This is a genomic window from Paenibacillus wynnii (assembly GCF_000757885.1).
Classification (GTDB): Bacteria; Bacillota; Bacilli; order Paenibacillales; family Paenibacillaceae; genus Paenibacillus_AQ; species Paenibacillus_AQ wynnii.
The window spans coordinates 660,121-672,846 of record NZ_JQCR01000002.1 but is presented as its reverse complement, the minus strand read 5'-3'; the positions used below and the strand labels follow the sequence as shown (position 1 = coordinate 672,846).

The 12,726-nt window shown below is 46.4% G+C and carries 13 protein-coding genes and 1 tRNA gene; 7 read left to right on the top strand and 7 right to left on the bottom strand.

Features of this window, described 5'->3' with window-relative positions; translation table 11 throughout:
• Nucleotides 1-166: 166 nt before the first annotated feature.
• Complete coding sequence (locus PWYN_RS05615) at nt 167-2,293, top strand: putative bifunctional diguanylate cyclase/phosphodiesterase (RefSeq protein WP_036649321.1); 2,127 nt, start codon at nt 167-169, stop codon at nt 2,291-2,293.
• A gap of 59 nt (nt 2,294-2,352) precedes the next feature.
• A tRNA-Gly gene (locus tag PWYN_RS05610) sits at nt 2,353-2,426 on the top strand.
• A 270-nt stretch (nt 2,427-2,696) separates the two neighbouring features.
• Here PWYN_RS05610 and PWYN_RS30630 read toward each other — a convergent pair.
• A complete protein-coding gene (locus tag PWYN_RS30630) occupies nt 2,697-2,885 on the bottom strand; it encodes a P22AR C-terminal domain-containing protein (RefSeq protein ID WP_157261090.1) in 189 nt (62 codons plus the stop codon).
• A 407-nt stretch (nt 2,886-3,292) separates the two neighbouring features.
• Nucleotides 3,293-4,648, bottom strand: a complete 1,356-nt coding sequence (locus PWYN_RS05600; protein WP_036649315.1) for a dipeptidase — start codon at nt 4,646-4,648, stop codon at nt 3,293-3,295.
• 185 nt (nt 4,649-4,833) lie between these two features.
• Here PWYN_RS05600 and PWYN_RS05595 point away from each other — a divergent pair, with 185 nt between their 5' ends.
• The 3 genes from PWYN_RS05595 (at nt 4,834) to PWYN_RS29555 (ending at nt 6,792) form a co-directional block, all read left to right on the top strand.
• Nucleotides 4,834-5,787 (top strand): TRM11 family SAM-dependent methyltransferase, encoded by a 954-nt coding sequence (locus PWYN_RS05595; protein WP_036649313.1) that lies wholly within the window; start codon nt 4,834-4,836, stop codon nt 5,785-5,787.
• Nucleotides 5,788-5,819: 32 nt separating this feature from the next.
• Complete coding sequence (locus PWYN_RS05590) at nt 5,820-6,437, top strand: NUDIX hydrolase (protein ID WP_036649312.1); 618 nt, start codon at nt 5,820-5,822, stop codon at nt 6,435-6,437.
• A gap of 202 nt (nt 6,438-6,639) precedes the next feature.
• Nucleotides 6,640-6,792 (top strand): hypothetical protein, encoded by a 153-nt coding sequence (locus PWYN_RS29555; protein WP_169744091.1) that lies wholly within the window; start codon nt 6,640-6,642, stop codon nt 6,790-6,792.
• Between the two features lie 200 nt (nt 6,793-6,992).
• Here PWYN_RS29555 and abc-f read toward each other — a convergent pair whose 3' ends face one another.
• The 3 genes from abc-f to PWYN_RS29550 are packed head-to-tail and all read right to left on the bottom strand — an operon-like array spanning nt 6,993 to nt 9,200.
• Complete coding sequence (gene abc-f, locus PWYN_RS05585) at nt 6,993-8,939, bottom strand: ribosomal protection-like ABC-F family protein (protein ID WP_036649310.1); 1,947 nt, start codon at nt 8,937-8,939, stop codon at nt 6,993-6,995.
• Between the two features lie 26 nt (nt 8,940-8,965).
• The gene (locus PWYN_RS30625; protein ID WP_169744090.1) at nt 8,966-9,073 is read right to left on the bottom strand and encodes a cytochrome c3 family protein; all 108 of its coding nucleotides are present in this window, start codon (nt 9,071-9,073) and stop codon (nt 8,966-8,968) included.
• Nucleotides 9,036-9,200, bottom strand: coding sequence for a hypothetical protein (locus PWYN_RS29550; RefSeq protein WP_169744089.1), 165 nt, complete (start codon nt 9,198-9,200; stop codon nt 9,036-9,038). Before PWYN_RS29550 ends, PWYN_RS30625 begins: the two co-directional genes overlap by 38 nt.
• A 145-nt stretch (nt 9,201-9,345) precedes the next feature.
• Here PWYN_RS29550 and PWYN_RS05580 point away from each other — a divergent pair, with 145 nt between their 5' ends.
• Nucleotides 9,346-9,726, top strand: coding sequence for a PH domain-containing protein (locus tag PWYN_RS05580; protein ID WP_036649308.1), 381 nt, complete (start codon nt 9,346-9,348; stop codon nt 9,724-9,726).
• Here the strand turns inward: PWYN_RS05580 and PWYN_RS05575 are convergent.
• Together PWYN_RS05575 and PWYN_RS05570 are read right to left on the bottom strand one after the other, a co-directional pair.
• On the bottom strand, nt 9,723-10,262 hold the full coding sequence (locus tag PWYN_RS05575) for a chromate efflux transporter ChrA (protein ID WP_036649307.1): 540 nt from the start codon (nt 10,260-10,262) through the stop codon (nt 9,723-9,725). The two genes, PWYN_RS05580 and PWYN_RS05575, sit on opposite strands and share 4 nt — an antisense overlap.
• On the bottom strand, nt 10,263-10,856 hold the full coding sequence (locus tag PWYN_RS05570; RefSeq protein ID WP_036649303.1) for a chromate efflux transporter ChrB: 594 nt from the start codon (nt 10,854-10,856) through the stop codon (nt 10,263-10,265).
• Between the two features lie 253 nt (nt 10,857-11,109).
• Here PWYN_RS05570 and ggt point away from each other — a divergent pair, with 253 nt between their 5' ends.
• Nucleotides 11,110-12,693 carry a gamma-glutamyltransferase gene (ggt, locus tag PWYN_RS05565; RefSeq protein WP_036649301.1) on the top strand — a complete coding sequence of 528 codons (1,584 nt, stop codon included), beginning with the start codon at nt 11,110-11,112 and terminating at the stop codon, nt 12,691-12,693.
• The last annotated feature ends 33 nt before the right edge of the window (nt 12,694-12,726 follow it).

Sequence of the window (12,726 nt, the reverse complement as noted above, 5' to 3'; positions counted from 1 at the left end):
AATCATGCACTTTATAATGAAGTATAAGCGTGAGCCTAGTTAAACCGTCTTCTACATTGTCGAAAAAACGGTGTAACTTTACAGAGCTATCCAGCCGATATTTATACATAGGACATAAATAAATCCATTATTTAGATGTAGATATCATTTCAGACGCGAGGGACATATGAAACAAGAAGAGAAAAAGACTATTCATGCAGCTATAGGTGGGGCACTGCTCTTCCTGCTGATTCAGATTTTCCACAGTTCCCTTAACCAGGCTTATGATTGGGATATGCTGTCCGCATTTTATCTGATTGCTGGCTGCTGCAATGTAGCCTTTGCTTTTTCCATATTTGCACAGGGATGGCTTTTTTTCTCCAACCGTTTATCTAAGGGAAGGCTGTATACTGCTGCACTTTTTTTAGGTGTTAGCATCTTCGACTTTATTCACACCCTCGGCTTTGTAGGTGTACCGTTCATATCTTCGTATATCAGTTCTGGAGAATCCCTTTGGATTCTTACCTTCTCACGACTTGCCAGTTCTATTGGTATATTGGTTATTTTCAGCAAAGAAGACACGCCGGTTACCATTACTGATAAGGTCAGAGTATTTCGTAAAGCATTTGTGTTGATATTAGCTGCTTTGGCAGTGGTTGCTTTTGGTCATACCTTATTCCCGCAGTTCATAAGTCCATTGGCTCTGGAAGCGCTGAAACGAATATTGGATATGCTTGTGCTACTAATCTACCTCATTGCAGTTGCTGTTATTGTATATCCGGGGAAGGTGGAGAAATCTGCTTCGCTGCTTATCATTATCCGATCGTTAATCTTCTTTGTTTTTGGACAAGTTTTCTTTATGAATCCAGCCGCTATTAACGATGTAGATAATCTAATCGGTATGATTTGCAGCGGAATTGCCTATTACCTATTGCTGCAAGGGGTCTATCGATTAACGATTGAAGAGCCCTTTCAAGAGTATGAGGCGATAGAAGCCCAAATTAATTATTTAGCCTATCATGATGATTTGACGGGTCTCCCGAACAGACGCCGCTTGATGCAGCGTGTTGAGGAGATGATTCTGACTGGAGAGAAAGACAGAAGTAAAGGCTTTTCAGCGCTAGTAATCATGAATATTAATCATTTTAAAAATATCAATGACTCTCTAGGGCATTTTGCCGGGGATCGTATGCTGCAAACCGTATCTGAGCGGATAAACTCTGAAGCCCGACGTAATGAAGAACTATTCAGTATGGGGGCAGATGAGTTCGCCTTTCTTATGACGGAAAGGTCGAGTCTAGAGGGGAGTATGACCCGGGCTAGAGAATTGCTGAGACTATTCGAATTACCGATTGAGCTGGAATCTGGAGAATACCACATTTCTCTAAGTCTCGGGATGAGTGTCTTTCCCGGTGACGGAGAAACCGCTGAGCAGCTGATTCAGAATGCGGATACCGCAGTCCATAATGCCAAGGATCAAGGGGTTGAAATTCGCCGCTACGTACCCGCTATGCAGATGAAAGCCAAGGAACGCCTGAAGCTGGAAAATGATATGCGGAGAGCGCTTGAACGTAATGAATTCTACCTGGTCTATCAGCCGCAAGTTCACCTTGATACAGAAGAAATCGTAGGAATGGAGGCGCTGCTGCGCTGGGATCATCCGAAGCGCGGGCTAATCTCCCCCTCTGAATTCATTCCGATTGCAGAGGAGAGCGGGTTGATTGTCTCTATTGGCGAATGGGTGCTCAAGACGGCTTGTCTTCAGAATAAAATGTGGCAGAATGCAGGTTATCAGCCTATCTGTGTATCTATAAACCTCTCGATGCGTCAATTTCTGCAGCCAAATCTGGCAGGTAAAATCGGTGCAATCCTTAGTGATATCGGTTTAGAAGCATGTTATGTCGATCTGGAAATCACAGAGAGTATGACGCTGGATAAAGAAACGACCTTTGACCAATTGAAGCGCTTGAAGGAGCTTGGGGTATTTATCAGTATTGATGATTTTGGTACGGGCTATAGCTCACTTCATTATCTGAAAAATATGCCGATAGACCGCTTGAAAATTGATCGCTCCTTTGTTCAAGAGGTTATGGAAGACAGCAACGATGCGGCTATTGTCTCAACCATTACCTCGATGGCACATCATTTGAAGCTTAAGGTTACAGCTGAAGGTGTAGAGAATAAGGATCAACTGCAGTTCTTGCGGCAGCAGCGCTGTCATGATGCACAAGGGTTCTTGTTCAGCAAGCCCATTCGAGCGCTGGAATTTGAAAAGTCTTTTTTGAAAATGCTTAGAGTAGAAATCCCCTCATAATTTCTGAATTGCTTTTACTACTAAAAAGTGTTACAATATTTCTTGTCTTAATCTAAGTCGCGGGTGTAGTTCAATGGTAGAACTTTAGCCTTCCAAGCTAATAGCGTGGGTTCGATTCCCATCACCCGCTCCATACTTACATTCCAAACCCTTGTGAATCATGGGTTTTTTCTTTGCGTTAAAATAGGGTGGACACTCGATGTGGACGCTCCGCGAACGGACCGTTGCTCCAATCGCTGTTGTGTCCAGATTTTTTGAATTTTACCTTAACGGTATAAATCCAGAGCCAGACACAGCTTATGCTTTCGAAGCTAGTTTTCCTTCGGAAAACTTACAGGCGAACGCTGTCGCTTTTCCGCAATCAGTCCGTTCTCTCCGCTGCATTCAGCGGGAACAGACCATTCTACTCTCTTACACAAACCTTCTTGACCCTACCGAAAACTCGGAGGTAGTCAGTGAAATAGATGTATATTATACACTTATATCTAGCTTGTAGCGCTCGGATGTAAGGATAGATGTACTTAGTGCAACTAAAAACACGAATATGCCGGTTAAACCCCGGAATACAAAAAAATAAGTGTATAAAGTGCAATTAAAGACCCTAATGTGTGCTAAAGGAGAAATATAAGTGTAATTTGTGCAACTATATATATTGAAACCCATGTAGGTAGACGATTTTCCGTAGTTGTCGCAGATACCTGGGGAGATATTTCTACTCTCATACATAAACTTCTTGACGCTACCCCATATTGATCTAAAATCTGAAATTAGAGGGGGGGAATCCCCCTCTAAATATCTCCATAGGGGTTGAATCCTTGAAGAGTTGGGAAAATTCCAATTCACCTGTAGATTAACCAGAATAGCAGGAGAAAGTGCAGATTCAATAAGGTAGTGACCTTGCTAACTCAACCTGCTGAAACACGCCGCCAGGGATCAATAAAGAAAGCTAGCCAGTCTCCAATAACCCGAGACTGGCTAGCTTTTTTGAAACTTTGAATCTTAAAGAGCCTTTAGGAATTCAACAATGGTTAGAAGACCCATATCAAAATTCTCCAGGTTGAAATGCTCATCCGGAGCATGTAGATTCTCATCGTCCAAGCCAAAACCCATTAGAACGACAGGGGCTTCCAGAACCCGCGAGAAGCTCTCCATGATTGGGATGGAGCCGCCATCTTTGGTGAACAGAGCCCGTGTTCCATACACTTTGCCATAGGCGTCAGCCGCGGTTTGCAAGATAGGATGGGAAGGGTCAATATTGAAGGCGCGCGCTTTTTCCATTTGCTTCACTTGCAGCCGCGCTCCGACTTGGAGGTTAGCCTTAAGATGAGTCTCTATAGCATCGAGGATCGCTTGCGGATCTTGATCGCCAACAAGTCGGCATGTAATTTTAGCATGAGCCTCTTTCGGGATGACGGTCTTGCTGCCCTCGCCTTGGAAGCCGCCGAAGACACCGTTAAGCTCAAGCGTCGGCCGAGCTCCAACCCGTTCAACAAAAGTGTAGCCTTCTTCTCCGTATAATGCCTCTAGCCCTAGGTTTTGTCTAATTTTATCCTCATCTACCCCTTGCTTGGTGAATTCTTCACGCATCATCGGGGAGAGTTCTGGAACTCCCTTGTAGAAGCCGTCTACAGAAACACGTCCCTTATCGTCGTGGAGGGAGGTGAGCAGAGATACTAGTGCATGAAGCGCATTAGGCACACCGCCGCCAAACGAACCTGAGTGTAAATCTGTTGAGGCAGTGGATACAATAACCTCAAGCGAGCATAGACCGCGCAATCCGGTGCAGATAGCAGGACGGCCGCGTTCCAATAAAGAAGTGTCCGAGACAAGCACGGCATCTGCTGCCAGCTTAGCTTTGTTTGCTTCGAGGAATGGTGGCAGATTAGCGCTGCCGATCTCTTCCTCCCCTTCAATACAGAGCTTAATATTAACCGGAAGTGTGCCTTCCTGCTTAAGAATAGCTTCAAGCGCTTTAATGTGGACGAACACTTGCCCTTTATCATCGGTTGCGCCGCGTGCGTACAGCTTGCCATCCCGGATGTTCGGTTCAAACGGCGGAGTCGTCCACAGATTCAGCGGATCAACCGGCTGCACATCGTAGTGGCCGTATACCAGAATAGTCGGCTGACCCGGTGCATGCAGATAATCGGCATATATTACAGGGTGACCTGCTGTAGGATGAAGTTCAATATTCTCCAGACCTGCACGCTTAAGGGTATCCAACAGCCAATTTGCTGCAGTCAGGACATCTTCCTTGTGTGCGGATAAGGCGGAGATACTGGGAATAGTAAGCCATTGCTTCAGCTCCTCCAGATGCTCCTCCCGGTGTTCTTTGAAATAAGATTCATACGACATAGTGTTATGTACCTCCTTGAGATGAAAACCTTTTACAGGGTTCATTATACTGGAGAACTCACTAGGTATCAAAATGAATACGGATATGCTTACTGTCGGTAACTATGATAGACTGATTAAGCTGCAAGGATAAGGTATATTAGAAGGCAGCACAACATTTTAAAAAGATAGAGGATGAGATTAAATTGAATACGGAAAGCGGAAAGCCGACATTTATATATACATACGCCTGTTCGGAGGATGAGAGATCCCTTTGTCAGATGGAGCTGCGTTGTCTGTTTGGAAAGGAAGTATCCCCGGACATTTTTGAAAGTGACATTGAGGTAGATGTTAGCCGCAGCCCCTTTATTAAAGAACGGATTGATGTGATGTACAGTGGAGACAGCCTGCCTGAGATTTACACGCAAACGGAGCAGGTTCAACTCCATGGGATGACTTTCAAGGTTATTTTTGTAAAGACCAATGATCTGTTACCTGCAGACAAAATAGAGTATGATGAACGCAGAATGATTGAGCGGGAAATCGGCCTTCGTATCGAGGGAGAAGCTGATGTGAACCATCCGCAGCTCGTCTATGGGATTGTCACACTGGGTGGCCGCTGGTACTTTGGGTCCTATCATAAGAATAAGGCAACCTGGTTTCGTCAAATGAAAAAGCCGCGCAGCTACTCTATTGCGCTCAGTACACGCGTAGCAAGAGCAGCCGTTAATATGGCCGTACCGAATCCGATTGGCATCAAGGCCATCGATCCTTGCTGTGGGATTGGGACAGTAATGGTAGAGGCACTCTCTATGGGAATAGATATGGTAGGACGGGATATCAACCCTTTAATTGCGGCGGGTGCTCGAACGAACATCGCTCATTTTGGGTTTACGAGTGAGGTTACCCTTGGGGATATCGCAGATATCACTGAACATTACGATGTAGCCATTGTGGACATGCCTTACAATCTATATTCACGTATTACGCCGGAGGAGCAATATTCTATACTTGTGAATGCGCGCCGGATTGCGGATAGAGTCGTCATCGTAGCCATTGAGCCTATGGATGAAATGATTTCTAAAGCTGGGTTTACGATTATAGACCGCTGTGTGGCGAAAAAGGGTCCATTTTCCCGGCATTTGATGCTCTGCCAATAAACCTATGGATACTCGGAAGAGGAGGTGCAGTAATGGAACCAAAGTGGTTATCATGGGCAAAAGAAATCCAGGCCATCGCACAAACAGGCCTTGCCTATGCCAAAGATGTGTATGATGTGGAGCGTTATCAGGCTTTACGGGAGCTGAGCGTGGATATTTTGGCTAATTATACGCTGGAGAGCAAAGAGACCATTCGACTCTCGTTCGCTAATGATGAGGGCTACTGCACCCCTAAAACCGATATTCGCGGTGTTGTATTCAGAGATGATTGCATCCTGCTGGTTCGTGAAAAGAGTGACGGCAAATGGGCGCTACCGGGAGGTTGGGCTGATATCGGACTTTCCCCAAGTGAAGTTGCAGTGAAGGAGATTCGCGAGGAGTCTGGATTTGAGACGGAGGCAGTTCGGCTATTGGCCGTGATGGACAAAAAATTTCATAATCATCCACCGGAAGCTTATCATATCTACAAACTGTTTATTCTCTGCCGGATTGTCGGGGGGAAGGCTGTGGAGGGCTTGGAGACTAGCGGAGTTTCTTTTTTCTCGGAAGACCACTTGCCGGAATTATCTATAGAGCGGAATACAGTGGAGCAGATTCACACCATGTTCCAATATTTACAAAACCCTAATAAACCAGTAATATTGGACTAGGAATCGCATACAATATAATACATTGTTACTGCTAACGTTTGAGTGAATACGGTTTTTGGGTAATTATCGTTATGAAAGCACTTACAACTGAAAACCGCTGAGCCTTTATATCTAATAAACGGCTAAAAATTTAACTTTTTGGGTCAAGCGGTCTACATTTTTTCCTCTACTGTGACGATAAGAAATTTAGGAGGGGATCGTTATGGAGCCAGAAGAGTTGAGACTTCCACTTAATCAGGAAAGCATAGTACGTCCTGCAGAAGGAAACATTGCGTCTGGTTTAATGTGGGGTGTATTGATTAGCATTCCGTTATGGATCTCGGTATTGGGATGGGCCTCGGGTATTTTTCGGTAAAGTTAAGAATAGTTAGTCTAATTTGATGATATAACATATAAAAGGCTGCTTCTTCGAATCGAAGAGGCAGCCTGTTTGAAGTTTTCAGTATACTTTGCTTATATTTCTACGTGAAACGGATACCTGAAAGCGATACGGAGTATCGCTGCTTCGGAAGCATAGGCTCCCATTAAGGATTGCAAAGCCGTTTCTTCTTGGTTCTAATAAACTTTATTCTCAGTAGCGACCATCCAACCTGCGTACAACTGTTCCAGCTTCTCCTGAATTATATCACGTTCTTGCTGCAATTCGGCTAGACCTTCGGCATTACTGCTCATTCGGGGATTAAGCATTTCAAGGTCGATACCCTCGATCTGTTGTTCGGCATCCGCGATATCCTTCTCCCAGGAAGACAGAGAACGGTCCTGTTTTAATTTAACCTCAGGAGTAGCGGGTCCTCGCTTAGTACTAATTTGCCCAACGGTATTCTTACCCTCTGTACATTTGTTTTGCTCTTGGGATGCGGATGCGGCTAGGGTTTTCTCCACTTGCTTCTCCTTGTAATATTCGTAGTTTCCGTCGAATACTCCGAACTGTCCATTTTCAAGAGTCCATATCTTACGGAATAGCCGATTTATGAAATAACGGTCATGGGATACAGCGAGTACTGTGCCGGGGAATTCCTCCAGCGCTTCCTCCAAGGCTTCACGGGAATCGATATCCAAGTGATTGGTGGGTTCATCAAGAATCAGCAGATTAGGACGTCGGTGCATTAGAATAGCAAAGCGTAGCCGGGTCCATTCTCCGCCCGAAAGGTTGGTGATGTCTTTGAACACATCGCTGCCGTAGAATAGAAATCGTGCCAGCTGGCCCCTGGCTTCCCCTTCCTCAAGTCCAGCTTCCTCGCGGAAATATCTCAGTACGGATTGTCCTCCATTGTCAGGGATGGCTTCCTGTGCCAGATAGCCAACGACAGCCCGTGAACCTAGTGTGCAGGTTCCCATGTCTGGTGCTTCCTGGCCTAATATAATCCTTAGCAGCGTACTCTTGCCTGCTCCGTTGCTGCCGATCAGCGCTGTGGTTTCTCCGTAATGCAATATTTCAGTAGCCTGTTGAAATAAACTGCGATTCCCGTAGGCTTTGCCAATTTGGTCGAGAGTGAGAGCCTGATTGCCTGAACGGTCGTTCTGTTCCAGTTGCAGATCGATGGATTTGCGCTCTAGAATAGGTCTTTTTACCTTGACCATACGATCCAACGCTTTTTGCATCGCCGCCGCCCGCTTATGAAATTTGGGGTTGTCCGCGCGGTTGCCCCATTCGATCAGGCGTTTGATCGTTTCTTTCATTTGTTTGATCTTTTTCTGCTGCTCCTTATAATCCGTGAATTGCTGCAGCAGCCGTGTTTCCTTCTCTGTCTGATACCCGCTGTAATTCGTATGGTAAGTGATCGCTTCCCCGTCTTCAATCTCAATAACCTTGTTCACAACGGCGTCCAGAAAATAACGGTCATGCGAAATAGCGAGGACGGTCCCCTCATAATCTTGAAGAAATTGCTCCAGCCATTCGATAGCATTCATATCCAGATGATTCGTGGGTTCATCCAATAGGAGTACATCAGGTCGACGCAGCAGCAGCTCTGCCAGACCCACCTTTGTTTTCTCCCCGCCGGAGAGGGAGGAGAAGACCCGTTCATATTGTCCAGTTCCGATCCCCAGTCCTGCGGATATACGCTGAATGGATGCTTCGATCTCGTAGCCTCCCGAGGCTTCAAATCTATCCTGCAGGGTTCCATACTCCTTCAGCAGTTTGTTCCAGCGTTCCTCATTCGTTCCTGCATTCAGGGAGGACATTTCCAGCTCCAGTTCCCGTAGACGACTCTGCCATTGCAACGGCTCAGCAAAACTTCGCTGTAGTACGTTATAGACACTTTCGTTCCCGCTGGCTTCCTGAATCTGTGACAGCTGTCCGATTACGCTGCCCTTACGAATCGAGATTTGCCCCTGATCGGGGCGTTCCTGTCCGTTTAGAAGATGGAAAAGTGTGGTTTTACCGCAACCGTTGCGGCCGATGAGGCCTATTTTTTCGCCTTGGCGAATATCGAAGGTGATGTCTGACAACACAAGCTGGGCACCGTGGTATTTTTGTACATTTTGACATTGAATAATCATGGGTTTTCTCCTTTATAGGAATGCCCTTATGCCGCCATCAGCTTACAAAAAAAGACCGCAGGGAAATTTCCCCACGGCCTTATCATTCTCCGGTTATTAGATCCGTCCGGGTGATGGCAGGAAAGGCATTTCACAATTGTGTAGTGTTATTAAATTCTTGAAAATGGACAGAGTTCTCCCGTTGTTTCCATTTACATGAACGATGCCAGCCATAGCTATAGGCAGCCGGCTAATAACACTGTTGGTCCAATTGCGATCCATCCTACCACACCTCCTTCGTTAACAAATTTACAGTTAGTTTAATGAAAATTAAGGGGAAAAGCAAGAAAAAAGTGGAATAAGAATTGTACTGCCGAATAATTATTATAATTTGAACTAAAAAATGATATGAAAAGGGGTTGAAAGGATGGCACTTTTTAACGGTTTACTAGGGAATGCTTCACAGGTGGATATCTCAGAGATCAAAAGAGATTTTGCCCAAATTCTTGCCCCTCAAGAAAAGATTGAAAGAGCCTACAAGCTGATCAGGGATATGTTCATTTTTACAGATAAACGACTGATTATGGTAGATAAACAAGGGGTGACCGGCAAGAAAACGGAGTACCATTCCATCCCGTATAAAAGTATATCGCATTATTCGGTAGAGACTGCCGGACATTTTGATTTGGACGCTGAGCTGTGTATTTATGTATCCGGCGGCTCTATGCCCCTCAAGAAGACATTCAACAAAAGTGTGAATATCTATGAGGTTCAGGCTGTGCTGTCGCAATATATTCTGAATAATTAGACGCTGTAGCGGAGTACTAACCCGCCGTAGGCAAAAGCGGCAACGATCACTAAGGCGGGGTGCAGCTTAAGACGTTTGATGGCCCAAAGGGAAACGGCAGCAATGAATAAGGTCTGCCAGATTCCGATGGAATTCGCAGGCCCTTTAGCCATTTTCCAAGTAAGAACAGCCATCATTACAGCGATGACGGGTTGTACAAGCAGGGTCATGCCCTTCACAACGGGAGACTTGCGATATTTCTGCATCACCTGAAGCAAAATGATCAACGCCGCTGCGGAGGGAAGGATCGTTGCCAGCAAGGCCACAATCAATCCTAGCCAGCCGTATACATCGTAGCCGACATAAGCAGCAATTTTGGTAGCTATAGGACCTGGAAGTGCGTTGCCGAGTGCCAGCATATTGGAGAATTGCTCATCGGTCAGCCATCCATAATGAGGAACGATTTCCTCATACATAAGCGGGATGGAGGAGGGACCGCCACCGTAGCCAAGCACATTAGCCATAAAAAAGCCGTAAATCAGTTTGAGCCACTCCATTTAAGGGGTCCCTCCTTTAGAATTACGTTTCGAGTTAAGCTTCGCAATAATACTGAAATGAAGGGTTCCATAACCGAGGAAGAGGACGATAACAATAGCCGGATGCACATGAAGGACCTCGAGTAGAAGAAGTGCCAACAGAAAAAGCCCCAAGCCCAGCCATATCCCTAATCCTTTATAGGTTTTTTGAGCGAATTCGTAAGCCATCAGCCCTAGAAGAACCGCAATAACAGGTGAGACCCCCGCAATCATCCCGGCAACAACCTTCGAACCGCTCAAGTAATTAACCGCCGATAATAGAGCAATCATTGCTATGCAGCTGGGGAGGATATGGGCGAGGACAGAAACTATAGCTCCTCGTACCCCTTTCAGTTTATACCCCAAATAAGCGGCCATTTTGGTGGCAATCGGACCAGGCAAGGCATTGGCGATTGCCAGGGTCTCGCCGAACTCATCATCATTCAGCCAGTTATAACGCGTTACGGCATCATGACGGATGAGGGGGATTACAGAGGGTCCACCGCCGTAGCCCAGTACTCCAGTCCTTAACATGGACGCTGTTAATTGTACATAATGATTCTCGTTTGATTTCACGTTAAACCCCCTCTGGCCCATCCCGTACCTCATTTCTATACATCTCTCTTATACATTTCGTATGTAATCATCCTTGTTTATTATCTTTATGTCTATCTTAATTTATCAAGTTTGTGCAGTATCCACAAATAAAATGGCCATATTTTACGTTCTGTTTTAATCCGTTGACTATAAGCTTAGGGGTAATGTTAAATGACATTATTCAATGACAGTGTAAAGGCTATGGCTACGTTTATTCAGAGGGGGGAGAGTTATGGCAGGAAAACCGGTAGTAGGTACCAAAACAATGGTAGTGAGTCCCCATTACCTGGCCTCTGCTGCAGGTGCTCGAATTCTGCTGAGGGGCGGCAACGCTTTTGATGCGGCGGTGGCCGTTAGTGCTTGTCTGGCGGTGGTATATCCGCATATGACCGGGCTTGGCGGCGATGCCTTTTGGCTGACCTACAACGCCGGGGAAGGACGGGTTCGTGCGTATAACGGCAGCGGACGTTCCGGTTACAATGTCAGCCGAGACAGCTATTCTGGCGAATCGGGCATCCCTAGACGCGGCATCCGAAGTGCTATTACGGTTCCTGGTATGGTAGACAGCTGGGATGCTGTACTGAAGAAGTACGGACGCCTCACTCTGGCAGAGGTATTAGAGCCCGCTATAGAATACGCCTCCGAAGGTTTCCCTGTATCGCCGGACCAACATGAGAATACTCGTCATGCAGAGTCGGTGCTGAACGCGCAGCCTCAGGCAGCCGCTATTTATATTCCGGGTGGACGGATCCCTGAGGCAGGGGAGAGATTCATCCAGCATCAGTTGGCCGCTACGCTTCGGAAACTCCAGAACGGTGGACGAGATGCTTTTTATAAGGGAGAGATAGCGGCAACGGTTTCTGATTACATGCTGAAGGCGGGGGGATTGCTCACAATTGAGGATTTTCGGGATCACACGGGGGATTGGGTAGAGCCTATTTCCACGGATTACTTCGGGCATACCATCTACCAGGCACCGCCTAATTCGCAGGGTTTTGCTGCACTCATGAGCCTTAATATACTGGAACAATTTGATTTTGCAGACATCGCCAATGGTTCATACGAGTATTATCATCTTCTGGTTGAGGCGCTGAAGCTGAGTTTTCGGGATCGTGATCAGGTGCTGACTGATCCGTTATTCAGTGATATTCCTATAAAAACACTTCTAGACAAAAGCTATGCGGCTAAGCTTGCCGCCTCAATTTCACTTGAAGAAGCGGCGGAGCTTACGAGTGAGCCTCTCGGACGTGATACAGCCTATGCAGCGGTGGTGGATGAGGAGGGCAATGCGGTCTCTTTTATACAGAGCCTGTATTTTGAGTTTGGATCAGGTGTAGTCGCAGGGGATACCGGGATTTTACTGCAGAATCGAGGGTCGTTTTTCTCACTGGACCCGAGAGCTGTGAATACGCTGGAGCCGCACAAACGTACCTTTCATACGCTGATGCCCGCAATGGCCTGCAAGGACGGCAAACCGGCCATTTTATATGGTACTCAGGGTGGAGAAGGACAACCTCAAACTCAAACGTTGCTGCTCACACGTATGCTGCACTATGGCATGAATCCGCAGCAGGCCGTTGAGGCACCGCGTTTTGTGTGGGGAAGAACCTGGGGAGAGCCTACACAGGAGCTGAAGCTGGAAAGCAGGGTACCTGAAACGGTTCTGCAAAGGCTGGCAGCAGCCGGGCACCTAGTTAGAACTGTCAATGCATTCGACGGGATTATGGGTCATGCCCATGTGATCGCTATAGCTGATAACGGATTTCGCAGCGGCGGGACCGATCCGCGTTGTGATGGAGCGGCCATCGGCTGGTAAACACACTGACGCATGGATTCCAACCGTTCTTTT

Bases quoted from the DNA above. Each gene is read 5' to 3' on its own strand.
- PWYN_RS05615 (WP_036649321.1), top strand. From the start codon at position 167: ATGAAACAAGAAGAGAAAAAGACTATTCATGCAGCTATAGGTGGGGCA.
- PWYN_RS05600 (WP_036649315.1), bottom strand. From the start codon at position 4,648: ATGTCGTATGAATCTTATTTCAAAGAACACCGGGAGGAGCATCTGGAG.
- PWYN_RS05590 (WP_036649312.1), top strand. From the start codon at position 5,820: ATGGAACCAAAGTGGTTATCATGGGCAAAAGAAATCCAGGCCATCGCA.
- PWYN_RS29555 (WP_169744091.1), top strand. From the start codon at position 6,640: ATGGAGCCAGAAGAGTTGAGACTTCCACTTAATCAGGAAAGCATAGTA.
- abc-f (WP_036649310.1), bottom strand. From the start codon at position 8,939: ATGATTATTCAATGTCAAAATGTACAAAAATACCACGGTGCCCAGCTT.
- PWYN_RS29550 (WP_169744089.1), bottom strand. From the start codon at position 9,200: ATGGATCGCAATTGGACCAACAGTGTTATTAGCCGGCTGCCTATAGCT.
- PWYN_RS05580 (WP_036649308.1), top strand. From the start codon at position 9,346: ATGGCACTTTTTAACGGTTTACTAGGGAATGCTTCACAGGTGGATATC.
- PWYN_RS05575 (WP_036649307.1), bottom strand. From the start codon at position 10,262: ATGGAGTGGCTCAAACTGATTTACGGCTTTTTTATGGCTAATGTGCTT.
- ggt (WP_036649301.1), top strand. From the start codon at position 11,110: ATGGCAGGAAAACCGGTAGTAGGTACCAAAACAATGGTAGTGAGTCCC.